The organism is Microbacterium sp. MYb72, assembly GCF_002979415.1.
Classification (GTDB): domain Bacteria; phylum Actinomycetota; class Actinomycetes; order Actinomycetales; family Microbacteriaceae; genus Microbacterium; species Microbacterium natoriense.
The window spans coordinates 27,408-50,759 of sequence record NZ_PCOT01000001.1 but is presented as its reverse complement, the minus strand read 5'-3'; the positions used below and the strand labels follow the sequence as shown (position 1 = coordinate 50,759).

Here is a 23,352-nt window from a genome sequence, read left to right as displayed (position 1 = left end):
CCGAGACTATTCGCGTGTGCGGAGACGCCGTTGGTCGGCGGCGACGAGACTTGCCGGGAGCTTGGTGCTCGCGGACGAAGCCCCGCGGATCACCGTCGTCGCACGGCGCGGAGTCCGATGTGCAGCAGGTCGGGGCCGCCCTCCGCGGCGTCGAGCAGCCGACCGACGGCGACGCCCTCGTCGGTCACGAGCGCCCGGTCCTCGCGGACGCCCAGTCGCAGCGGCGGACGCGGCGGGATGCCGAGGGCGGCGATGTCCTCGCGCAGCACCATCGTGAACTCCAGCGCGTCTCCCACCCGCGTGACGTCGTAGTGCCACTGGCCGGCGTCGTACCGCCCGACCGTCTCGTCGAGCGCATCGATGGTGCGCTGGTCGAGCGGCGTCTTCTCCGGAGCGATCCCGCGGAGGTGCTCGAAGCACCAGTCGATGACCCTGGTCCCGAGGGCCTTGCCCGCGCCGCTGTTGGTGAGCACGGTGATCGCGAGATCCTGGTCCGGGGCCATCACGAACTCGCTGAGCTGGGTGTCGGCGATGTTGCCGCCGTGCATCACGAGCCGGGCGGAGCCGTGGTGTGAGAGGAGCCAGGGGAAGCCGATCGCGTCGACCGGCGGACCGGCGCTGAGCTGCGGCTGCTGCATCCGGAGCCTGGTCGCCTCGCTCACGGGCGGAGTGCCCTCGCTCTCCCCGCGCATCTGGAACCGCGCATAGCGCAGCTGATCGCCCACGGAGGAGACGAGCCCGCCCTCGGGGTCGATGTCGCGGGTGATCGGCCACTGGCCGAGGGGGGAGACGGTGCCGTCCTCCGCCGTGACGTGGCCGAGCGCGTGGGGGCGGGCGATCACCTCCCACGGGAAGAAGAAGGTGTCGGCCATCCCGAGGGGATCGAGGACGACGCGTCGTACGGCCTGCTCGAACGGTTCGCCCGCGACGACCTCGACGATGCGCCCCAGAAGGCGGATCCCGGCGTTGCTGTACGACGCGATCGTGCCGGGGGCGAAGAACTGGGGGAGCTCGGCGAAGCTCGCGACGTTGCGGGCGAGGGAGTCGGCATCCCAACCAGGCTGCTCGTCGGCATCGCCGAGGAATCCGCCGGAGTGGGTGAGGAGGTGTCGGACGCGCAGGGCGTCGAGGGCCGCGGCATCGCCGAGGCGGAAGTCGGGGAGGATGTCGATCACACGGGCGTCCAGGTCGAGAAGCCCGTCGTCGACGAGGCGCATCGCCGCCGTGCCGGTGAACGTCTTCGACGTCGAGCCGATCTGGAACAGGGTGCGCGCGGTCACCGGCGCACCCGTCTCGGTGGAGGCGACGCCCGTGACGGCGATGAGCTCGTCGTCGCCGTCGAGCACGCCGACGACGGCCCCCGGCACGCCGAGTTCGGCGGCGGTGGCGTCCAGGAAGGACTGCAGGTCTTCGGTCATCATGCGTCTCCTCGTATCGCGCGACCGGGGAAGGCATCGGTCACGATCTCTCCGGCGTGCACGACGGGGATGCCGTGCACGTACAGCTGCCGCACGCCCTGGGAGGGCCGCGTGGGATCGGCGTAGGTGGCGCGATCGGTGATCGTCACGGGGTCGATCACGACGACGTCGGCGTCGGCGCCGACGGCGAGATGTCCCTTGCCGCGCATGGCGGACGAGACCTCGTCGAGGACCCGCGCCGGAAGGTAGGAGCAGCGTCGGAAGGCCTCGACCCAGGTCCAGGTCTCGGATTCCCTGACCATGAGGCGCAGCGACTTCGTGAAGGTGCCCGCCGTGCGCGGGTGCGTGTGACCGCCGGGAGGCAGCGGCCACTCCCGCTGCTCGTATGCGGTCGGGGCGCCGGCGGTGCTGGTCCAGGACACGGGCATGGCGTCGCTCGCGACGATCGAGTCGGGGTAGGCGAGGGCCCGGTGCAGATGCGCGCGGTCGAGCGGATCTGCCTCGTCGAGGAAGGTGACGATGCACGTGGCGCCGGGGTCGGCGGCGCGCACCTCGCGGAGGCGCGCCTCGTCGGCGATGCGCTCTCCGGTGTCGACCAGCACGAGCGAGCTCGGCGTGATGCCGAGTCCCCGCAGCTTCTCGGGGGCGAGGAAGAACGCGCCGATCGCGGTACTCCCCGCGCCGTACGGATATGCCTCGACGGTCACGCGCGACCCGGCCGCACGGCTGCGATCGAGGAGCGTGAGCACGCGGTCGATATGCCGCAGGGACGTGCTGTTCACGTGGCAGTGGTGCATGGCCGCACCGGTCTCGGCGGCGGCGCGCACGAGCTCCTCCGACCCGTCGATCGGTGTCGCCGGATCGGCCTCGATGAGCTCGCGGACGTGTGTGAAGGTGGGGGCGTGCGCCGCCGCGGCCAGGCGGGAGAGCGCGAGGTACTCGTCCGGATCGGAGCGGGGCGCGTAGCCCATGAGGACTCCGATGCCGAGGGCCCCGGCGGCCAGCTCGCCCTCCAGCAGGCCGAGCCAACGCGTGCGCTCGGGGGCGCTCGACGATCGCTGCCACTCGCCGTTGCCGAGCAGGTCCATCGACGCGGTGAAGTCGGCGACCGGGACGCGGTCGAGGTGCGCGAACGCTCTCGCCTGCGCCCAGGATGCCGAGAAGCCGTAGTTCAGCGGGCGACCGTCCGCCGCGGCCCTGGCCATCGCCTCGGCCACCGGCATGAGGCCGGCCTCGAGGTCGAGCGCGGTGGTCACGCCGTCCATCGCCTGCAGCCGCTGTCCGGCGATGGAGTGGACGTGGCTGTGCAGGTCGACGAAGCCGGGGCCGACGATCAGCCCGCGGACGTCGACGACCGCGGTGCCGGGGGGAGCGATCAGATCGACGCCAACGGCGGCGATGCGTCCGTCGGACATGAGGAGGTCGGCGGTCCGGTCGGCGCCGGTCTTCGGGTCGATGACCCGGCCGCCGCGCAGCAGTGTGTTCACGCGCCCAGCGTGGCATCACGGGTGCGGAGGAGTCCGGTGCGGGGGTACGAAATCAGACGGGTCATCCGGTACCGGAGCACAAGCCGCGCACCCGCCGCGCAGCTCGGAGGTGCGCCGGAGGGCGGGGAGAGACATAATGGGGACGATAGATGTGACCGTGCACATGCGAGGAGGCTGTGATGTCGACGGCCTCAGAGCGCGCACGGATGCCCAGCATCCGCGACGTCGCCCGGTTGGCAGGGGTCTCGCACCAGACCGTCTCCCGGGTTCTCAACGATCATCCGAGCATCCGTCCGGAGACCAAGGCCAAGGTCCTCGACGCGATCTCCGTGCTCGACTACCGGCCCAATCTCGCGGCCAGGGCGCTCGTGACGAGCAAGTCCAACATGCTCGGCATCCTGTCGGCGACGGTGGGGGAGTTCGGTCCCACCTCGTCGATCGTGGGGATCGAGGATGCCGCGCGCGAGGAGGGGTACTCGGTCTCGACGCTGAACCTCTCGGCCACCACGCCGGAGGCGATCGGCAATGCGCTGCGACAGCTGTCGCGGGAGCAGGTCGACGGCATCGTGGTGCTCGCCCCGCAGGTGCGGGTGTTCCATGTCCTGCGCGGCATGACCGTCGACATGCCCTTCGTGACGCTGCAGACGGCGTCCGGATCCGACGGCGTCAGCCACTCCGCAGACCAGGTCGCCGGAGCCAGGGCGGCCACGGAGCACCTCATATCCCTCGGGCACACCGACATCCTCCATCTGGCCGGGCCGCAGGACTGGATCGAGGCGGAGTCGCGCATGAGGGGCTACCTCGATGCGCTGAGGGAGGCCGATCTGCCCACGTTCCCGCCGATCCGCGGCGACTGGACGGCGGACTTCGGCTTCTTCGCAGGTCAGGAGCTGTCGCGGCGCCGGGACTTCACCGGGATCTTCGCGGCCAACGACCAGATGGCGATCGGCCTCATGCACGGCTTCCGGGTCGCGGGTGTGCGGGTGCCGGAGGACGTGAGCGTCGTCGGCTTCGATGACATTCCGGTCGCGGCACATGTCGCCCCGTCGCTGACGACGGTGCATCAGGACTTCCCCGAGCTGGGCAGGAGAGCCGTGCGGATCCTGCTCGCTCAGATCCGCGGTGAGGCGGTGCCGGAGTTCGGCGCGCTGCAGACGATGCTGCGTCCGCGGGAGTCCTCCGCGCCGCGATAAGGGCACGATTCGATCACGGGCTTGACACTGCCCCGTGGAGAGTGGACCATATAAACCAATGTGAACGGTCACATGGAAGATGACCGCAAAGGCGCGAGGAAGATCCGTGAGCACCACAGCAACGTTGCCGGTCGTGTCAGGCCCGATCCTGGAGATGCGAGACATCACCAAGGAGTTCCCGGGCGTCAAGGCACTGTCCGACGTGTCGATCACCGTCCGCGCGGGAGAGATCCACGCGATCTGCGGTGAGAACGGCGCGGGAAAGTCCACCCTCATGAAGGTCCTCTCGGGTGTGTACCCGTACGGCACCTACGACGGCGACATCCTGCTCTACGGGCAGGAGCAGCGCTTCAAGGACATCGCCGCGAGCGAGCAGGCCGGCATCGTGATCATCCACCAGGAGCTCGCGCTGATCCCCGAGCTGTCCGTCACCGAGAACATCTTCCTCGGCAATGAGATCCGCAGCTTCGGGCGCATCGACTGGCAGGCGCAGAAGCAGCGTGCGATCGAGCTGCTCGCCAGGGTCGGCCTCGACGAAGACCCCGACGCGCCGATCAAGACCCTCGGCGTCGGCAAGCAGCAGCTCATCGAGATCGCGAAGGCGCTCAACAAGGACGTCAAGCTGCTCATCCTCGACGAGCCCACCGCCGCACTCAACGAGAACGACTCGCAGCACCTGCTCGACCTGATCCTCGGCCTCAAGGCCAAGGGGATCGCGTCGATCATGATCAGCCACAAGCTCAACGAGATCGAGCAGATCGCCGACGAGATCACGATCATCCGCGACGGACGCACGGTCGAGACCCTCGACATCTCCCGCGGGGAGATCAACGAGGACCGCATCATCCGCGGCATGGTGGGCCGCTCGCTGGAGAGCCGCTACCCCGACCGCGAGCCCGAGATCGGCGAGGTGTTCTTCGAGGTCAAGGACTGGTGGGTGCAGCATCCGACGGTCTCCGAGCGCATGGTCGTGAAGGGCTCGAGCCTCAACGTCCGCCGCGGCGAGGTCGTCGGCATCGCCGGCCTCATGGGTGCAGGACGCACCGAGCTCGCGATGAGCATCTTCGGACGCTCGTACGGCACGTTCCTCTCCGGCACGATCGTGAAGGACGGCAAGGAGATCGAGCTGCCCGACGTGGCGTCGGCCATCAAGCACGGTCTCGCATACGTGAGCGAGGACCGCAAGGTGCTCGGGCTCAACCTGCTCGACACGATCAAGCGCTCGGTCGTCGCCGCGAAGCTCTCGAAGATCGCGAAGCGCGGGGTCGTCGACTCGCGGGCCGAGTTCGCGATCGCCGAGGACTACCGCAAGGCGCTGCGCATCAAGACCCCGTCGGTCGAGGAGGGCGTCGGCAAGCTGTCCGGCGGCAACCAGCAGAAGGTCGTGCTGGCGAAGTGGATGTTCACCGACCCCGACCTGCTGATCCTCGACGAGCCGACGCGAGGCATCGACGTCGGCGCGAAGTACGAGATCTACGCGATCATCAACCAGCTCGCCGCGCAGGGCAAGGGCGTCATCGTCATCTCCAGCGAGCTCCCCGAGCTGCTCGGCATCTCCGACCGCATCTACACCGTTTTCGAAGGTCGGGTCACCGACTGCATCCCGGCCGACCAGGCGACACCCGAGGCTCTCATGCGCAGCATGACCTCCACGAACCAGAAGGCATCCGCATGAGTACCGATCTCACTCCTACGAAGCGCCCGTTCCACTTCGGCGACATCACGAAGATGTTCGGCGGCGGACAGTCCACCCTCCGCCAGTTCGGCATCCTCGGCAGCCTGATCGTGATCCTGGTGTTCTTCCAGATCCTGACCTGGCTCGCGAAGGGGACGGGGCTCACCCTGTCGCCCGAGAACCTGATCAACGTCGTCAACCAGTACTCCTACATCCTGATCCTCGCGATCGGCATGGTGATGGTCATCATCATGGGGCACATCGATCTGTCCGTCGGCTCGGTCGCGGCCTTCACCGGCATCATCGTCGCGAAGGCGATGACCGAGTGGAGCCTGCCGTGGCCGCTCGCGATCGTGCTCGGCATCGGGGTCGGCGTGGTCGTCGGCGCCTGGCAGGGCTTCTGGGTCGCGTACGTCGGGGTGCCGGCGTTCATCGTGACGCTGGCCGGCATGCTGCTCTTCCGCGGCGCGAACCAGTTCATCGGCCAGTCCACGACGATCCCCGTGCCTCCGGAGTTCCGTGTGATCGGCGCCGGCTACCTGCCCGAGGTCGCTCTGCCCGTCCCGTTCAACGTGCCGACCATGATCCTCGCGATCCTCGGCGCCGGATGGATCGTGTTCTGGGAGATCCGCACCCGCCGCGTGCAGAAGAAGATGGGCTCTGACTCCGCGCCCCTGTGGGTGAGCGTCGTCAAGGTCGTCGTGCTCTCCGCCGTCATCCTCGTCGCAGGCTGGCTGTTCGCCACCGGGCGCCCCGGCACGAGCTTCCCGGTGTCGGGTGTCATCCTGCTCGTGCTGGTCATCCTGTACTCGTTCGTCACGAACAGCACGGTGTTCGGCCGTCACATCTACGCCGTCGGCGGCAACCGGCAGGCGGCCCGCCTGTCGGGTGTCAAGGACCGCTGGGTCGACTTCTTCGTGATGATGAACATGTCCGTGCTCGCCTCGCTCGCCGGAATGATCTACGTCGCCCGCGCTGCGGCATCCGGACCTCAGGACGGCAACGGCTGGGAGCTCGACGCGATCGCCTCGGTGTTCATCGGTGGCGCCGCGGTGTCGGGAGGCATCGGCACGGTGATCGGATCGATCATCGGTGGTCTGGTCATGGCGTTCCTGAACAACGGACTCGCCCTCATGGGCGCCGGCGCCGACCTCGTGTCGATGATCAAAGGCCTCGTGCTGCTGTTCGCCGTCGGTGTCGACGTGTGGAACAAGCGGCAGGGACGCCCCTCCGTGACGGGGTTCATCATGCGCAACATCGGTCGCAAGAACGATCCGGGCAGCGCGACCTTCGACCCCACTCAGACCTATCAGGCCCCCGCCGTCGAGAAGACGAGCGGAAAGTAGGCGGATGCTGCACGCGCCGCCCGCGTGCATCATCTGTCCCTCACCACAGAAAGAGATCACATGAAGAAGATCATCGTCACCGCGACAGCGCTTGTCGCAGCGGCAGCCTTCACTCTCACCGGGTGCTCCTCGGAGCGCGGGGGAGACACCGGCGGGGGCACCTCGACGGAGGCCAGCAAGGGCTTCGCCGCGGACGCCACGATCGGCGTCGCCCTTCCCGACAAGACCAGTGAGAACTGGGTGCTCGCCGGCCAGCTGTTCACCGACGGTCTCGAGAAGGCCGGTTTCAAGGCCGACGTGCAGTACGCGCCCGCCAGCAACACGGTCGCCGAGCAGCAGAACCAGATCCAGGCGATGGTGACCGGCGGTGCCAAGGTCATCATCATCGGCGCCAAGGACGGCAAGCAGCTCGCGACGCAGGTCGAGGATGCCCAGTCCAAGGGCGTCACGGTCATCGCCTACGACCGTCTGATCGAGAACACCAAGGCCGTCGACTACTACGTCGCGTTCGACAACTTCAAGGTCGGCGAGCTGCAGGGCCAGGCTCTGCTCGACGGTCTGAAGGAGCGTTCGGGTCACGACGCGCCGTGGAACATCGAGCTGTTCTCGGGTTCGCCTGACGACGCCAACTCGAAGGTGTTCTTCGACGGCGCGATGAGCGTGCTGAAGCCGGAGATCGAGAAGGGCGACCTGAAGGTCGTCTCGGGTCAGACCGAGATCGCGCAGACGGCGACCGACGGCTGGAAGGCTGAGAACGCCCAGCGCCGCATGGACTCGCTGCTGACCTCGTCGTACGGCACCGAGACGCTCGACGGCGTCCTGTCGCCGAACGACACCCTGGCTCGCGCCATCATCACGTCCGTCCAGGGCGCGGGCAAGCCGGTTCCGGTCGTCACGGGTCAGGACTCCGAGGTCGAGTCGGTCAAGTCGATCATGGAGGGCATCCAGTACTCCACGATCAACAAGGACACCACGCTGCTCGTCGAGCAGTCCATCAAGATGGTCCAGCAGCTGCAGAAGGGCGAGAAGGTCGACGTCAACGACACCGAGTCGTACGACAACGGCGTGAAGGTCGTCCCGGCGTTCCTGCTGAAGCCGATCATCGTCACCAAGGCCAACGCCGCTGAGGCGTACGCGAACGTCCCGAGCCTGCTCGAGATCGTGAAGTCGTACCAGTAAGCAGCAGCGCTCCGATTCCTGGGGACGCGCGAGCCGTCCGGACCTTCTGGTCCGGACGGCTCGTCTTCTTGTATGAGGCGATGGTCGGGTCAGCAGCCGACCGCGGCGGGGTTCTCGAGGCAGGTGCGTGCGACGAGGGCCGTGTGGGCCTCGAAGATGCGGATCTGCTGGCTGGGGCTGTCGATCGTGAGTTCGCCGATCACGGGGAACCAGCCGCCGCCGAGGTCGACCTGGGCGGAGTAGCGGATGCTGAGGGCGGCCGTGTAGGTGCCGCGTGCGGAGTAGACGTGGCTGGTCGGCGTCGGGGTGAACGGCGCCTGGCCGAGCTCTTCCCAGGTGCGGCCAGGGACCGTGACCGTGGCGGTGGAGCCGTCGCCGTAGGAGTAGTCGTACGCGATGGGCGTGAAGCGAACGCTGATCGGGTTGCCGAACAGCGTCCCGGTCTGCGTGCGGACGGACGCGGCGCCGAGGAGGTTCGTCGGCATGCCCGCGATTCCGGCGTTGCCGGGCTCGACGGCGAAGTCCGCAGCCGGAGGGGCGAACTGCGCGAGGTCGGTCATCGTGACCGAGGGTGCGGGGGTCCCGTCAGGGTTGGCCCGTATCCGTGCGCGGATGCAGCGGCCATCCTCGTCCGTCGTGATGAGACACCCGTCGGCGTCGTAGGACGACGAGGGCGACGAAGGGGAGTCGGAATCGTCAGAGCTGACATCCCTCTGGCCCGTGGATGGAGTCGTGCCCATTTGGGTCGCTGAGCTGCTGACTGTGAGCGATGATCGCCCCGTTGCAATGGCTGCGCTCCCCAAGGGGTTTTCGGGATCAGTTGTCGAGTCTTGGGACGGATGCTGGGTCATGAGCAGGACACCTCCGATCGCGAAAATCGCTGCTACTCCACTACGCATGCGACATCCTCTCGTTCCGCTGCGGAGTCGATTGAGAGGCTGTGGTTCTTCTCGGACACGAAGGTGATCTCAAGTGCGTAAGTAGAAGGACGGTCGGAGCTCACTTGGGACACCCCGGACGAGTCGACGATGGAAACTGATGACACATCGAGGCAGACGTTCGCAACGACGGTGGTAAAGGGTGGTTTGGACCTCACTCCGTCGAAGGAGAGAACCCTTGTTTCTCCGCTCATGATGAAACCATCGGCATGCATCGTGGAGTAGGCCTCGCGATCTGCAGCCTCGAATGAACCGCTGGAGAGCTCGAACAATGGTTCAAAGGTCCTCGTATCGCTGAGATCGACTTCATTCAATCGAGCATTGAACGCCCGGTACACCTCCTCGGCTTTCGCAAACGCCTCCTCCTCGCTCGCGAAGGCCGCGGTGGGCGTCGGCGTCGGGGCCGGAGTGGGTGCGCATCCGGCGACTGCTCCCGCGATGAGTGCGAGGGCGCCGAGTCCGCTGAGGGAGTGGGTGGCTGTTCTCTGGAGAATCACTCGCACACGGTAACCGGATTCGCGAATGCGTCGCCGGAGTTATCCACAGGCCATGATCGTGCGGGAATGCGCGCGCGTGAGCTCAGGAGACCAGAAGACCGGAAGCTCAGAAGACCGGAACCTCAGAAGACCGGAACCTCAGAAGGGCGCCCGGGCGCGTGCGAGCAGTGCCGTCCCCGTCGGGGGCGCACCGTCGGCCTCGGCGACGAACACCACCGTGTGCGGTACCGGGGGAGTGTCGGTGTAGGTGCGGCCGGCGGGACTCGTCCATTCGAGCACTCCGCCGGGGTGATGTTCGACATGCCACGGCGAGGCGTGTTTGAGCGTGTGGTGCCTGCGGCAGAAGCAGCAGAGGTTGCACTCGGCGGTCGCGCCACCCGTGGACGCCGGATCGTTGTGGTCGATGTCGCACTTCCTGGCGATGATCCCGCAGGTCGGGAACCGGCACCGCTGATCGCGTGCCCTCAGATGCCGTCTGAGCTGCTCCGACGGGCGATACCGGTCGACCGCGAGCATCGCCCCCGTGATCGGGTGGGTGAGCACTCGGTCCCACCCTGTCGCAGAGCCTGCGAGCGCACGAGCGGTGTCGGCGTCGATCGGCACGACACCGTCGAGCATCGCAGGCGGCGGCGTGGTCGAGGACGCGTCGCCGTCGGCGGAGGCCGCCTCCGCGGCATCCTCCGCCATCAGGGTGATCACGGGCACGGTGATCTCCACGCGCCCGCGGATCTCGCCGAGCGTGCCGTCTGCGCTGTCGTGGGCGACCGGGGTACCGGTGAGTACGAGGTCGGCGAACAGATCGGCGCGGATCTCGTCGACGGACCGGGTGTCGGGGTCGAAGGGGATGCCGTCGGCTGCGGCTTCGCGCGCCTCGCGGATGTTCTCGGTACGGATCCGGTGGGCCATCTCGGACACGCGATCCTTCATCGCGTGCACCAGCACGGCCGGGGCGTGCACGTGGAGATCGGCCATGCCGTCTTCGCCATCCGTCGCCCAGACGCGCCTCCGTTCGCGGGCGGCCCGATGCCGCTCGTCTATCGTCTGCCCCTGAAACCTCTCGGCGATGCGCTTCGCGACCGCCCGCAGCCGATTCGGAGACTCGACCTCGGCGACGGCGAGCACCGCCTCGGCGTACTCCGCCCGCTGGTCGTCGTCGGTCAGCTGTGCGCCGGCGTCGATGATGACGTGCGCGTGCGCTGCCGTGATGCGCCCCGCGCCCTGTGCCTGCCACACGGCGGGGAAGCCGTCGACCAGCCACGACGCCTCGCCGATCTTCCGCTCGACCGTGCGGTCGCTGACCCGGAGCCGCTGCCCGATCTCGGCCGCCACCGCGCGGATCGTCATGTCACCCCGATCGGGGTGATCGCCCTGCTTCGCGATGTCGACGGCCATCCGACCCGCCAGCGCGAACAGCCCGTCGCGGGCCGCCATCATCGCGTTCACCGTCGCATCGGCGATCTCCAGCGACTCGACCAGATCGGCGAGCATCGCCATCTGGGAGTCGGTCGCGTCGATCAGTGCGGTCATGAGTCCAGTACACCAGGGGCCACCGACATTCGAACAAAGATTCCACAGCTCGCAGACTCGAAATGTCACAGAAGAATAACGACCGTGATTGACTGACCGGATGCTCCTCCACGCCCTCGACACGGCCGACTCCGCCGACTCGGACAGCGCGGCGACGCCCCCGCTCCGCACCGCCCTGCTCCTGCACGGAGCGATGGGATCAGCCGAGAGCTGGTGGCGCGTCATCCCGCTCCTCGTCGACCGCGGATACCGTGTGCTCGCCCTCGATCTCCCCGGCCACGGACGCTCTCCCCGTGACGCGCAGCTCACCGTCGACGCGGCCGCAGCCGCCGTCGTCGAGACGATCAGGCGGCTCGCGCCCGAGGGGCCGCTCCACGCCCTCGGACACTCCTACGGGGCCACCGTGCTGGCAGCGGCCGCCGCGGCTCTCGACCCGAGCCTCACCGTCTACGTCGATGCCGCGCTGTCGATCGAGGGCGGTCATGACCGCGCTGAGCTCGTCGCCCGGTACGAGCGCGACCGCCTCGCACGCATGGATGCCGATGCCCTGCGCCGGAGCCGCCCCTTCTACTCCGAGAGGGATGCCGAGGTCGAGGCTCGTGCCGCCGAGCGGTTCGACCCGGAGACCTTGGCATCCGTCTCCTGCGGAGCCGACGGCGAGTGGCCGCCGGCTCCGGGGTCGGTCGTCGTCAGGGCCGAGCCGAGCTCGTGGGTGAGCGACGCCGACGTGCGGAGGCTCACGGAGCACGGGGTCGGCATCCGCAGCATCCCCGGCGCCGCGCACACCGTCTGGTACAGCCACTTCGAGGAGTTCACTGCGTCCCTCCCCGAGCTGTTCGGAGGCCCGGCCGTCGGGTGAGGCGAGCGCGACTACCCTTGAAGTGACATGGCACATCTTCTCGGGGCAGAAGCCCTCCAGCTCGAATACCCGACCAGGGTCGTCTTCGACTCCGTGACCCTCGGAATCGAGGAGGGCGACCGCATCGGCATCGTCGGCCGCAACGGCGACGGCAAGTCCAGCCTCCTCGGGATGCTGGCAGGCATCAAGGAACCCAACTCCGGCCGCGTGACGGTCCGCGGCGGCACCACGATCGGCGTGCTCGACCAGGCCGACACCCTCGGCGACGGTCTCACGATCAGCCAGGCCGTCGTCGGCGACACCCCCGAGCACGAATGGGCCGGCGACGCGAAGGTCCGTGACGTCATCGACGGGCTGCTGCGGGATCTGCCGTGGGATGCCGAGATCGGCTCACTCTCGGGCGGCCAGCGCCGACGGGTCTCGCTCGCGAAGCTGCTCACCGGCGACTGGGACGTCATCGCGCTCGACGAACCCACCAACCACCTCGACGTCGAGGCGATCACCTGGCTCGCCGGGCACCTGAAGAAGCGGTGGAGCCCGAACTCCGGGGCCCTCATGGTCGTCACCCACGATCGCTGGTTCCTCGACGAGGTCTGCACCGAGACCTGGGAGGTGCACGACCGGATCGTCGAGCCCTTCGAGGGCGGCTACGCGGCGTACATCCTGCAGCGCGTCGAGCGCGACCGGATGGCCGCAGCCACCGAGGCGAAGCGGCAGAACCTCGCGCGCAAGGAGCTCGCCTGGCTGCGCCGCGGCGCCCCGGCACGCACGGCCAAGCCGAAGTTCCGCATCGACGCCGCCAACGAACTCATCGCCGACGTCCCCGAGATCCGCGACAAGATCTCCCTGCAGTCGCTCGCCGTCTCCCGCCTCGGCAAAGACGTCGTCGACCTTCTCGACGTGGGGGTGTCCTACGGCGACAAGGAGGTGCTGCGCGATGTGGAGTGGCGCATCGCGCCGGGGGAGCGCACCGGCATCCTCGGGGTCAACGGCGCGGGCAAGTCGACGCTGCTCGGCCTGATCTCCGGCACCGTCGAACCCACGGTCGGGCGTGTCAAGCGCGGCACGACCGTCAAGGTGCAGACGCTGACCCAGCGCCTCGACGAGCTCGACCAGCACTGGAACGACCCGGTGCGCGTGGTCATCTCGGGTCTGCGCACCTCGTACACGATGGGCAACGGCTCGAAGGCGCAGGACCTCACTCCCGGGCAGCTGCTGGAGCGCCTCGGATTCTCGTCCGCCCAGCTCTCGACCCCGGTGAAGGACCTCTCCGGAGGTCAGCAGCGCCGTCTGCAGCTGCTGCTCGTGCTGCTCGACCAGCCCAACGTGCTGATCCTCGACGAGCCCACGAACGACCTCGACACCGACATGCTCGCCGCGATCGAGGACCTCCTCGACTCGTGGTCGGGCACGCTGCTCGTCGTCAGCCACGACCGGTACTTCCTCGAGCGCGTGACCGACCAGCAGTTCGCGATCCTCGGCGGCAGACTCCGACACCTCCCCGGCGGAGTCGACGAGTACCTGCGCCTGCGTCAGCTGCAGGACGCCGAGCCCTCCAAGGCGTCCGCCGGAGCTGCGAAGGCGGCTCCGAAGGGGCTGGACGGAGCGGCGCTGCGCACCGCGCAGAAGGAGGTCTCCGCCCTGGAGCGGCGCATCCAGAAGCTCACGGAGCAGGTGGATGCCGCCAAGCACTCGCTCGCCGACCACGACCAGTCCGACTACGCCGGACTCGGCGAGAAGATGAAGGCGATCGGGGATCGGGAGGCGGAGATCGAGGAGCTCGAGCTGCGCTGGTTCGAGCTCACGGAGGAGATCGGCTGACCTGAACCCCCGAACGGGGAATATCCTTCTCTCACCGCTGTTGGGAGGTAGAGATGGAAGGTCTAGAAGTCACCGTCCTGCTCGGACTCACGATCCTCGCAGGAACCCTGCTCGCTCCGCGTATCCGCGTCGCACTCCCCCTCGTCCTCGTCGTCTTCGGGCTGCTGCTCGGCTTCGTGCCGCAGCTGCGCGAGGTGCAGCTGCCGCCGGAGACGGTGCTGCTGCTGTTCCTGCCCGTGATGCTGTTCTGGGAGAGCCTGACGACGTCGCTCCGGTCGATCCGGCGCGACTTCCGCTACATCCTGCCGATGAGCACGCTGCTCGTGGTGGCCTCGGCCTTCGCCGTCGCCGGAGTGGGCGTGCTGTTCGGGATGCCGTGGGAGATCGCGCTCATCCTCGGCGCCGCCGTCGCCCCTCCTGACGCCACGGCCGTCGCGGCTCTCGGGCGACTGCTGCCGCGACGCATGTTCATGAAGCTGAAGGCGGAGAGCCTGACGAACGACGGCACGGCCCTCGTGCTGTACGCCATCGCGATCTCGCTGGCGGTCGGCGGCGACGTCACGCCGCTGAGCATCACCTGGACCGTCCTGGTCTCGTACGTCGGCGGCGTGCTCGCCGGCGCGGTGATCGCTGCCCTCGCGTACCTGCTGCTGCGCCGGTCGACGAGCACGGCGGTCATCAACGTGACCCTGCTGCTCGTGCCGTTCACGGCGTTCCTGCTGGCGGAGATCATGCACGCCTCGGGTGTGCTCGCGGTCGTCGTGGCTGGGCTCGTCATCGCGTACGTGTCTCCGCGCATCACCACGGCATCCTCCCGCCGCCAGTCCGAGGCCGCCTTCCCGTTCGGCGTCTACCTGCTCAACGGCGCGCTCTTCGTGCTGATCGGGCTCGAGGTGCAGTACGTCGTGCACGAGATCTCCGCCGCAGCCGTGGGCCGCCTCGTGCTCATCACGCTCGGAGTGTGGGTCGCGCTGCTGGCGGTGCGCTATCTGTTCCAGCTGCTGAGCGCCGTGGTGCGCCGCCCGACCGACGCGCGACCACCACGCAGTCTCGCCGCACGCGTCCGCCTCCTCTCCACGTTCGCCGGCATGCGCGGAGCGGTGTCCCTCGCGATCGCGCTCTCCATCCCCGTCGAGATCGGCGGCGAAGGACGCGACGAGGTCGTGGTCGTCACGGCCGGCGTCATCCTGCTCAGCCTGCTCGTGCAGGGTCCGCTCCTGCCGGCCGTCGTGCGCTGGGCCAAGCTCCCCGTCGACACGGCGGAGGTCGAGGAGTACGAGCTCGCAGAGCGCACCATCTCGGGTGCGGCGCTCGCGGCGCTCGACGACCTCGCGGCCGAGCACGGCGTCGGCCAGGAGATCCTCGACCGCGTGCGCAGCGAAGGCTACCTGATGCTCGAGTACGCGAACGCGCGCGCTCTCGCCAGGGAGCAGGCGGCGGTGGATGCTGAGGCCAGCGCCCTCGACGCCATGCTCGACGAGCCGGACCCCTACGGCGGCGGCAGCGCGGGCCTGGAGCTCGTGGAGCAGCGGGAGGATGCCGTCGACGGCTCGAGTCTGCAGATCATCGCGACCTCGACCGCGGTCGACGTCGCGCAGCGGTCCCCGCTCATCCGCCACGAGGAGCACACGCGCCTCAAGCTCGCGCTGCTCGACCGCAAGCGCGAGGTGCTGCTGGGGCTTCGCCGTTCGGGCACGGTCGACGACGTGGTGGTGCGCCGCATCTCCGCGCGTCTCGACCTCGAGCAGGTGCGCCTGCAGGGGATCGAGGAGTTCGACTGATCCGGCTGTGACGCCGTGTGACACCCGATTCCTCGGGGTGGGGAGGCCCTGCCTACCGTTGAAGAGTCCCCCAAGAGAGGAACTCTTCACATGACTCGTCGCACAACGTCCATCCTCGCCGCGCTGGCCGCGGTCCCGCTCTTCGTCGCCCTCGCGGGCTGCGCCACGGCATCCAGCGACGCCGGCGCCGGCAGCGGCGACTCCGCCAAGGACGAGACCGTCAAGATCGGCGTCGTCGGCAAGGGCGACGCGCAGTGGGCGCCCTTCGTCGAGGCTGCGGCCGACGAGGGGATCACGGTCGAGCTCGTCGACTTCGGTTCGTACGAGCAGCCGAACCCGGCGCTCGCCGAGGGCGAGATCGACCTCAACCAGTTCCAGCACATCGTGTACCTCGCGGACTACAACGTGAACTCCGGCAAGGACCTGGTGCCGGTCGGCTCCACCGCGATCTACCCGCTCGGCCTGTACTCCAAGAAGTACGACGACGTGAAGGACATCCCGAAGGGCGAGACCGTCGCCGTTCCGGATGACGCGTCCAACCAGGCTCGTGCGCTTCTCGTGCTGCAGTCGGCGGGCCTCATCGAGCTGAAGAGCGGCGGGTCGATCTTCTCCGACATCGCCGACGTCGACACGGAGAAGTCCAAGGTCCAGGTGAAGGCGCTGGAGGCGGCCCTGATCCCGACCTCGCTGCCCGACGTCGCCGCGGCGATCATCAACAACGACTTCGTCAAGGACGCCGGTCTGACATTCACCGACGCGATCGCACAGGACGACCCGGAAGACCCGAACGCGCTGCCGTACGTGAACATCTTCGCGGCTCGCGCCGAGGACGCCGACAACGCGACCTACAAGAAGCTCGTCGAGATCTTCCAGACGAACAAGGACGTCCAGGCCGGACTCCAGGAGTCGTCGGGGAACACGGCGGTGCCGCTGCAGACCCCCGTCGCCGACCTCCTCTCCTCGTTGAAGAAGGTCGAGAAGGACACGAAGGCTCAGAAGTAATCAGCGACTGAGAGAATCGGGTGGCGCTCAGCGCCACCCGATTCTTCGTCGCCACGCACCACACCGGAGCAGCACATGCCGATCGTCACCCTCACGAACGTCTCCAAGGCGTACCCCTCGCGGTCCGCCGGGGCGGGCGACGTCGTCGCCGTCGACGACGTGACCCTCTCGATCGAGAAGGGCGACGTCTTCGGCATCATCGGCTACTCCGGGGCGGGCAAGTCCACTCTGGTCCGACTCATCAATGCCCTCGAACCCGCGACCGGCGGCACGATCACCGTGGACGGCGTCGACATCACGGCGCTCGGTGAGCGGGAGCTGCGCAAGATCCGCGGCGGCATCGGGATGATCTTCCAGCAGTTCAACCTCTTCGCCGCGAAGACCGTCAGGGCCAACATCGCCTACCCGCTCAAGCTCGCCGGCTGGTCGAAGGACGACATCGACGCGCGTGTGACGGAGCTGCTCAGCTTCGTCGGTCTCGCCGACAAGGCGAAGGCGTTCCCCGAGCAGCTCTCCGGCGGGCAGAAGCAGCGCGTGGGCATCGCCCGCGCCCTCGCCACCGGCCCCGCGATCCTGCTGGCCGACGAGGCCACCAGCGCCCTCGATCCGCAGACCACCCACGAGGTGCTCGAACTCCTCTCCAGGGTCAATCGGGAGCAGGGCGTCACGATCGTCGTGATCACGCACGAGATGGATGTCATCCAGACCATCGCGACCAAGGTCGCCGTCATGGAGAACGGCCGTGTCATCGAGCAGGGAGACGTGTTCGACGTGTTCTCCTCGCCTCAGAACCCGGCATCCCAGCGCTTCGTCGGCACGGTGGTCAAGGGCATCCCCTCGCCCTCAGAGCTGGCGGTGCTGCGGGAGCGGCACCGGGGTCGCATCGTGACCTTCTCGTTCCGCGACGGCGACTCCTCCCAGGCGCAGGTGTTCCTCGATCTCGCCGGCGCCGGTCTCGATTTCGAGCTGATCTTCGGCGGCATCAACGACATCCGCGGACGCGCCTTCGGGCATCTCACACTCGCGATCCGCGGCGACGGCGCCGCGATCGACCGGGCGCTCGCCGAGATCGGCACGCGCGTCGACGTCACCGAGATCGCCGGAGAGGAGGTCCGCTGATGGAACGTCTGATGGAACTGTGGCCGGAGTTCTGGAAGTCCGCGCTCGAGACGCTGTACATGACCTCCGTGGCGCTCGTGATCTCCGGGATCCTCGGTCTCCTGATCGGCGTGATCCTCTACGTCACGCGCCCTGGCGGTCTCGTCGAGAACCGCGTCGTCTCGTTCCTCATCAACCTCGTCGTGAACTTCTTCCGCCCGATCCCGTTCGTGATCTTCATGGCGGTCGCGCAGCCCCTCGCACGCGTCGTGGTCGGGGTGGGCATCGGCACCACCGCCGGCGCCTTCATCATCGGCCTCGCGGCCTCCTTCGCCATCGGGCGCATCGTCGAGCAGCATCTCGTGTCGGTCTCGCCCGGCGTGATCGAGGCGGCGAGGTCGATGGGCGCAGGCCCCCTGCGCATCCTGTTCACCGTGGCGATCCCCGAGTCGCTCGGGCCGCTGATCCTCGGGTACACGTTCATCGTCGTGGCGCTGATCGACATGACCGCGATGGCAGGTCTGATCGGCGGCGGCGGCCTCGGCGCGTTCGCCCAGATCTACGGCTTCCGGCAGTTCGAGCCGGTCGTGATGTGGGCCGCGATCATCCTCATCGTCGTGTTCGTGCACCTCGTGCAGGTGCTCGGCACCCGTCTGGCGCGCAAGGTCATGCGGCGCTAGGGGCCTCCTTCAGAGCGAGACCGGTCGCGAATTCGCGCTCGGCGCCGCTCAGCGGATCGACGAAGCGCAACTCCCGCGCCAGCAGCTGGAGGGGGGCCTCGAAGTCGTCGGGCTTCTCCGGCCGCAGCACGGGATAGAACCCGTCGTTGAGGATGCCGAGACCGAGGGCGGCGAGATGCACGCGCAGCTCGTGCATCTTGCCGCTGTGCGGGCGCAGCAGCGTGTGCACGACGCGCTCATCGGCGGCGATCAGCTCGATCAGGGTCTCCGCGTTCGGCTCGCGCTCGGCATCCACCCGCACGCGCACCTCGCCGCGGTGCTTCACGATGTGGTTGCGGTAGACCAGGGGGAGCATCGCGGCATCCCAGTCCGCCGGTCGCGCCGACACCGCTTCGTACACCTTCTGCACCTGACGGTTCTCGAACAGCAGCTGGTACGCGCCCCGCGTCTCGGGGCGTGCCGAGAACATCAGCAGACCCGCGGTGGCGCGGTCGAGGCGGTGGATGGGGGTGAGCTCCGGGATGCCGAGGAGGTTCCGCAGGCGGACCAGCGCCGAGTTCTGCAGGAACCTGCCTCCGGGTGTCGTCGGCAGGAAGTGCGGCTTGTCGACGACGACGAGGTCGCGATCCTGATGCAGCAGGACGATCTCGAAGGGGATGTCCTTCTCGGGCGGCGGGTCGCGGTAGTACCAGACGAACTCCTCGGCGCCGAGCGGGGTGTCCCTGGCCAGTGCGCTGCCGTCGCGGGCGACGATCTCACCGCGGTCGAAGCGCACCAGCAGCCGCTCCGGATCCATGTGGAAGAACCGTTCGACCATGTAGGCGGAGATCGTCGGCCAGGCGCCGCTCATCGGCACGTGCAGACGGGTCGCGCCGACGCCGTCGCGCATGGGGAGGGGGGAGGGCATGCCCATTCGGTCAAGCCTACGCGGCCTGCGTGAACCGGGAGCGGTACTGCTGCGGGGCCAGTCCGATCCGGTCGCGGAAGTGCTTGCGCAGCGCCGCCCCGGTGGCGAAGCCCGAACGCGCGGCCACGTCGTCGACGAGGAGGTCGGTCGTCTCCAGCAGCTCGCGGGCGCGGTCGACTCTGGCGTCGGCGAACCAGTCGCCCACCGTCCGCCCCGTCTCGGCGCGGAAACGGCGGGTCAGAGTGCGCACGCTCATCCCGAAGCGATCGGCGACGTCCGTGAGCGACAGCGGCTCGTCGATGCGGGAGATCAGCCAGGTCTGGATGTCGCTCGCCGAGCCGACCGTCGGGGAGGACGCCACCGCCGGCCTGGCGACGAACTGCCGCTGACCGCCGCCGCGGTGCGGTGCCGCGAGCGTGACCTGGGAGACCGTCGCCGCGACCGCCGCGCCGAAGTCGTTCGCGATCAGATGCATGGTGGCGTCGACCGCGGCCGACGCCCCGGCGGCGGTCAGCACACGACCGGTGTCGACGAAGAGCTCGTCCTCGCGCATGCGCACCAGCGGGAAGCGCCGAACGAACTCGTCCGACGAGCACCAGTGGGTGGTCGCCTCCTTGCCGTCGAGGAGTCCGGATGCCGCGACCGTGAACGCGCCGGTGCAGTAGCTGACGATCCGCCGGTCGCCGAACTCGGCCAGTCCGATCGGGTCGTCGGAGGTCTCTGCGGCGCTCCACGGGGGCACGATGATCGTGTCCGCGGTGTCGAGCGCGCGCCGGTCGGAGGCCGGGGTCACCGTGAAGTCGGCGTTCGTGGGCACGGGGAGTCCGTCGAGGGTGCAGGTGGTGACGGAGTACAGCGGCTCGCCGTCACGGTGGGCGGCGCGGAAGAAGCGGGCGGGGATCCCCAGCTCGTACGGGAAGACTCCGGGGAGGGCGACGACGACGATGCGGTGCATGGCTATATCGTGACACATATTGACCATCCGGCCACTGTCGGGGCGATGATCGACAGGCCAGGCTGGGTGGAGCGGTCGGATCGGCCGCATGAGAGAAAGGCAGACCAGTGCGTTCAGCGAAGTACTCGGGTGCAGGGGCGGCGGCTGAGGTCGTCTCCGTCATCGACACCGAGATCCCGTCTCCCGGCCCCGGAGAAGTGCTCGTCAGGGTCGGCGCCGCCGGCCTCAACCCCGTCGACGTGAAGATCCGCGCCGCCGCCGTCGACTTCGGGCCCATCATCTACACCGACCTCCCGGGGTGGGACGTCGCGGGGGTGGTCTCGGACGTCGGGCCCGGCGTCGACGAGTGGGCGGAGGGCGACCGGGTGTTCGCGCTCGCCGCGTTCCCCGCCGCCGCGCACACCCTCGCCGAGTACGCCGTCGTCGCCGCAGGGGATCTCGCCGCGTCGCCGAGCACATGGAGCACCGCGCAGGCCGGGGCTGCCCCGCTCGCCGCCCTGACCGCATGGCAGGCGCTCGAGACCGCGGGCGTCCGTTCGGGGCAGCGGGTGCTCGTGCTCGGCGGCGCGGGCGGCGTCGGCCATCTGGCCATCCAGCTCGCCGCCGCGAGGGGCGCGGAGGTGGTCGCCACCGCGAGCCCCGCCAAGCACGAGCTGCTGCGCTCGTGGGGCGCGAGCGAGACCGTCGACTACCGCGACGAGGCCGCACTCGCGGCGATCGCTCCGGTGGATGCCGTGATCATCACGGTCGACGACACCCTGCCTCCGCGCGGGGCGGTCGCGGCCGGGACCTCCGTCGTCACGATCACCGGGCTGACAGACGAGCGCAGGGCCGAGCTCGCGTCGTGGGGCGCCGGACCGGTCGAGCGGATCCTCGTCTCCGCGAACGGCGGGCAGCTCGCGGAGATCGCCGCTCTCGCCGAGTCCGAGGCGGTGACCGTGCACCTCGACTCCGAGTTCGGCCTCGACGAGCTCGCCGCCGCGCAGGAGCGCGTCGAGTCCGGCCGTGTCACCGGCAAGGTGGTCGTGGTCGTCGATCCCCGCGTGTGAGCCGTGCGCCGGGGCGCGTCAGCGCGCCCCGGCGGCGAGCCAGTCGTCGAACGTGGTCGGCGCGATCCGGGCGTCCTCGCCGGGGAGCAGCACCTCGCCGGCGAACTCGATCCCCAGTGCGGCGCCGCGCCAGGATGCGCGCAGCGCCAGGGTGCTTCCCCTCGCGGCGAGGGTGCGACGCGCCATGTCCACCGCATCCTCCGTTCGTGGGCCCGCGAGGTCGAACGACCCCTGGAGCGGTGCCGAGATCGCGGCGGCGACGAGGGTCGAGGCGACGTCGGCGGGGGCGATCGGCTGCAGCAGCAGCGGTGGGACGACGCCCTCGCCGTCGATGACCGACCACTCGGCGATCATCGCGGGGAAGTCGTGGAACTGGGTCGCCCTCACGATCGTGAAGGGCACGGCACCCGCCGCCACCTCGCGCTCCTGGGCGCGCTTGCCGAAGTAGTGAGCGTTGCCTCGGACCGCGTCGAGTGCGGCGATCGAGAGCGCCACGTGGTGCCCGACTCCGGCGGACCGCTCCGCCTCGAGGAGGACGCGCGAGATCGTCGTGAACGTGGCCTCCGCCTCGGCCGCGTCCGCGACCGGGGGATTCGTGGCGTCGATCACCGCGTCGACGCCCTCGAGGCGTGCGGCGAGCCCGTCCCCGCTGCGCAGGTCGACGCCTTCTCCGCGGGTCAGCGACACCGCGTCGTGTCCCTCCCTCTCGAGCTCGGCGACCACCAGTCGTCCGATCCGTCCCGTTCCGCCTGCCACTGCGATGCGCATGTCCGCTCCTTAATCATGGATATTGCATGTCCACAATATGGGTGTCGCGTAGGATGGGCAAGTGAAGCTTCCCGAGACGTCGGAATGGGTGCTGCACACCGCCACGGTGATCGCACAGCTCCCGCCGGGCTCGACCGTGTCCGCGGCGCAGCTGTCCGAGCACTTCGGCGTCGCCGGTCCGTACCTCTCCAAGCAGCTCGCCAAGCTCGTGCGCGCAGGGATCCTCACCGGGAGCACGGGGCCGCGCGGCGGCTTCCGGCTGGCGCGGGAGCCGGAGCGCATCAGCATCCTCGACCTCGTCATCGCGGTCGACGGCGCGGCGGACCCCTACGTGTGCCGAGAGCTGCGTCAGCAGGGGCGCGGCGCCGCCCGCCCGGAGGACTGCCGGAACCCCTGTGCGCTGGCTGCCGCCATGCGTGCGGCGCACGAGGCCTGGCGGGCGTCGCTGGCGAACGTGACCCTCGCCGGGATCGTCGACGGACTGCCCGCGTCGGTCATCGAGAAGAACCGCCGGCTCCTCGGCTGACGGCTCTCAGGCGTCGAAGCTCAGGCTGAGCTTGCGGAGCAGCCCCGCCAGACGATCGCGGTCGCCGCGGGACAGACCCTGCAGCAGGTCGGCCTCCACATCGACGAGACGGGTGATCGCGGCATCCACCCTGATCCGCCCGTCGTCGGTCAGGATCACCAGCACGCTGCGGCCGTCGCCGGGGTCGGCCTCCCTGCGCACGAAGCGGCGTCCGACGAGCCGGTCGATGCGGTTCGTCATGGTGCCGCTCGACACCAGCGTCTGCTGGAGCAGCTGTTTGGGGGAGAGCTGGAACGGCGCCCCCGCCCGGCGGAGGGCAGACAGCACGTCCCACTCCCACGGCTCCAGATCGCTGCGCCGGAACACGTCGCGGCGGGCGCGGTCGAGCAGCCGGGTCAGCCGGTCCATGCGGGAGAGGACCTCGAGGGGGGAGAAGTCGAGGTCGGGGCGCTGGGTGTTCCACGCTCCGACGATCCGGTCGACCTCATCCGCCTCGCTCATCCGTCCATTATCGCCGTACGCACAGGGGTGAGCATGGCAGACTTGACGGGCGGCGCCCACTCGGATGCCGCGGTCCGCCGTGGTGTAATGGCAGCACGACAGCCTTTGGAGCTGTGAGGTCTAGGTTCGAGTCCTGGCGGCGGAG

21 protein-coding genes and 1 tRNA gene are annotated in these 23,352 nt (G+C 68.9%); 13 read left to right on the top strand and 9 right to left on the bottom strand.

All coding sequences use genetic code 11. From position 1 onward, the window contains the following. Window positions 1–89: 89 nt before the first annotated feature. Window positions 90–1,421 (bottom strand): serine hydrolase, encoded by a 1,332-nt coding sequence (locus CQ047_RS00225; protein ID WP_105672274.1) that lies wholly within the window; start codon window positions 1,419–1,421, stop codon window positions 90–92. Further along, window positions 1,418–2,905 carry an amidohydrolase family protein gene (locus CQ047_RS00220; RefSeq protein ID WP_105672273.1) on the bottom strand — a complete coding sequence of 496 codons (1,488 nt, stop codon included), beginning with the start codon at window positions 2,903–2,905 and terminating at the stop codon, window positions 1,418–1,420. The genes CQ047_RS00225 and CQ047_RS00220 overlap by 4 nt, the downstream gene beginning before the upstream one ends. A 179-nt stretch (window positions 2,906–3,084) precedes the next feature. On the opposite strand from CQ047_RS00220, the gene CQ047_RS00215 reads away from it, so the two are divergent. From CQ047_RS00215 to CQ047_RS00200, 4 genes are all read left to right on the top strand, one after another. Continuing rightward, window positions 3,085–4,098, top strand: coding sequence for a LacI family DNA-binding transcriptional regulator (locus tag CQ047_RS00215; RefSeq protein WP_105672272.1), 1,014 nt, complete (start codon window positions 3,085–3,087; stop codon window positions 4,096–4,098). A gap of 154 nt (window positions 4,099–4,252) precedes the next feature. Continuing rightward, window positions 4,253–5,773, top strand: coding sequence for a multiple monosaccharide ABC transporter ATP-binding protein (gene mmsA, locus CQ047_RS00210; protein WP_263294988.1), 1,521 nt, complete (start codon window positions 4,253–4,255; stop codon window positions 5,771–5,773). Then, the gene (gene mmsB, locus CQ047_RS00205; RefSeq protein WP_105672270.1) at window positions 5,770–7,119 is read left to right on the top strand and encodes a multiple monosaccharide ABC transporter permease; all 1,350 of its coding nucleotides are present in this window, start codon (window positions 5,770–5,772) and stop codon (window positions 7,117–7,119) included. The genes mmsA and mmsB overlap by 4 nt, the downstream gene beginning before the upstream one ends. Before the next feature lie 60 nt (window positions 7,120–7,179). After that, window positions 7,180–8,298: a sugar-binding protein gene (locus CQ047_RS00200; protein WP_105672269.1), complete on the top strand. Its 1,119-nt coding sequence runs from the start codon at window positions 7,180–7,182 to the stop codon at window positions 8,296–8,298. An 89-nt stretch (window positions 8,299–8,387) separates the two neighbouring features. Here CQ047_RS00200 and CQ047_RS00195 read toward each other — a convergent pair whose 3' ends face one another. From CQ047_RS00195 to CQ047_RS00185, 3 genes are all read right to left on the bottom strand, one after another. Beyond that, a complete protein-coding gene (locus CQ047_RS00195) occupies window positions 8,388–8,858 on the bottom strand; it encodes a hypothetical protein (protein ID WP_105672268.1) in 471 nt (156 codons plus the stop codon). A 323-nt stretch (window positions 8,859–9,181) separates the two neighbouring features. Continuing rightward, on the bottom strand, window positions 9,182–9,733 hold the full coding sequence (locus CQ047_RS00190; RefSeq protein WP_105672267.1) for a hypothetical protein: 552 nt from the start codon (window positions 9,731–9,733) through the stop codon (window positions 9,182–9,184). A 138-nt stretch (window positions 9,734–9,871) separates the two neighbouring features. After that, on the bottom strand, window positions 9,872–11,260 hold the full coding sequence (locus CQ047_RS00185) for an HNH endonuclease signature motif containing protein (protein ID WP_105672266.1): 1,389 nt from the start codon (window positions 11,258–11,260) through the stop codon (window positions 9,872–9,874). Window positions 11,261–11,360: 100 nt separating this feature from the next. Here CQ047_RS00185 and CQ047_RS00180 point away from each other — a divergent pair, with 100 nt between their 5' ends. From CQ047_RS00180 to CQ047_RS00155, 6 genes are all read left to right on the top strand, one after another. After that, the gene (locus CQ047_RS00180) at window positions 11,361–12,119 is read left to right on the top strand and encodes an alpha/beta fold hydrolase (RefSeq protein WP_105672265.1); all 759 of its coding nucleotides are present in this window, start codon (window positions 11,361–11,363) and stop codon (window positions 12,117–12,119) included. A 27-nt stretch (window positions 12,120–12,146) separates the two neighbouring features. After that, window positions 12,147–13,940: an ABC-F family ATP-binding cassette domain-containing protein gene (locus tag CQ047_RS00175; RefSeq protein ID WP_105672264.1), complete on the top strand. Its 1,794-nt coding sequence runs from the start codon at window positions 12,147–12,149 to the stop codon at window positions 13,938–13,940. Window positions 13,941–13,993: 53 nt separating this feature from the next. After that, window positions 13,994–15,721, top strand: a complete 1,728-nt coding sequence (locus CQ047_RS00170; protein WP_105672263.1) for a Na+/H+ antiporter — start codon at window positions 13,994–13,996, stop codon at window positions 15,719–15,721. A gap of 90 nt (window positions 15,722–15,811) precedes the next feature. Further along, complete coding sequence (locus tag CQ047_RS00165; protein WP_105672262.1) at window positions 15,812–16,723, top strand: MetQ/NlpA family ABC transporter substrate-binding protein; 912 nt, start codon at window positions 15,812–15,814, stop codon at window positions 16,721–16,723. 75 nt (window positions 16,724–16,798) lie between these two features. Then, window positions 16,799–17,842: a methionine ABC transporter ATP-binding protein gene (locus CQ047_RS00160; protein ID WP_105672261.1), complete on the top strand. Its 1,044-nt coding sequence runs from the start codon at window positions 16,799–16,801 to the stop codon at window positions 17,840–17,842. Further along, window positions 17,842–18,501: a methionine ABC transporter permease gene (locus CQ047_RS00155; protein ID WP_105672260.1), complete on the top strand. Its 660-nt coding sequence runs from the start codon at window positions 17,842–17,844 to the stop codon at window positions 18,499–18,501. Before CQ047_RS00160 ends, CQ047_RS00155 begins: the two co-directional genes overlap by 1 nt. On the opposite strand, the gene CQ047_RS00150 is transcribed toward CQ047_RS00155, so the two are convergent. Together CQ047_RS00150 and CQ047_RS00145 are read right to left on the bottom strand one after the other, a co-directional pair. Continuing rightward, the gene (locus tag CQ047_RS00150) at window positions 18,488–19,408 is read right to left on the bottom strand and encodes a pseudouridine synthase (protein WP_219844574.1); all 921 of its coding nucleotides are present in this window, start codon (window positions 19,406–19,408) and stop codon (window positions 18,488–18,490) included. The genes CQ047_RS00155 and CQ047_RS00150 overlap by 14 nt on opposite strands. A gap of 16 nt (window positions 19,409–19,424) precedes the next feature. Beyond that, entirely contained in the window at window positions 19,425–20,363 is a 939-nt protein-coding gene (locus CQ047_RS00145; protein WP_219844569.1) for a GlxA family transcriptional regulator, read from the bottom strand. 107 nt (window positions 20,364–20,470) lie between these two features. Between CQ047_RS00145 and CQ047_RS00140 the strand changes: the two genes are divergently transcribed. Next, entirely contained in the window at window positions 20,471–21,412 is a 942-nt protein-coding gene (locus CQ047_RS00140; RefSeq protein WP_105672257.1) for an NADP-dependent oxidoreductase, read from the top strand. Between the two features lie 18 nt (window positions 21,413–21,430). Here CQ047_RS00140 and CQ047_RS00135 read toward each other — a convergent pair whose 3' ends face one another. Then, the gene (locus CQ047_RS00135; RefSeq protein WP_105672256.1) at window positions 21,431–22,180 is read right to left on the bottom strand and encodes an SDR family oxidoreductase; all 750 of its coding nucleotides are present in this window, start codon (window positions 22,178–22,180) and stop codon (window positions 21,431–21,433) included. Between the two features lie 61 nt (window positions 22,181–22,241). Here CQ047_RS00135 and CQ047_RS00130 point away from each other — a divergent pair, with 61 nt between their 5' ends. Beyond that, complete coding sequence (locus CQ047_RS00130; protein ID WP_105672255.1) at window positions 22,242–22,706, top strand: Rrf2 family transcriptional regulator; 465 nt, start codon at window positions 22,242–22,244, stop codon at window positions 22,704–22,706. A 6-nt stretch (window positions 22,707–22,712) separates the two neighbouring features. On the opposite strand, the gene CQ047_RS00125 is transcribed toward CQ047_RS00130, so the two are convergent. Then, complete coding sequence (locus tag CQ047_RS00125) at window positions 22,713–23,207, bottom strand: MarR family winged helix-turn-helix transcriptional regulator (RefSeq protein WP_105672254.1); 495 nt, start codon at window positions 23,205–23,207, stop codon at window positions 22,713–22,715. A 73-nt stretch (window positions 23,208–23,280) separates the two neighbouring features. Between CQ047_RS00125 and CQ047_RS00120 the strand changes: the two genes are divergently transcribed. Then, window positions 23,281–23,352 (top strand) — tRNA-Gln (locus CQ047_RS00120).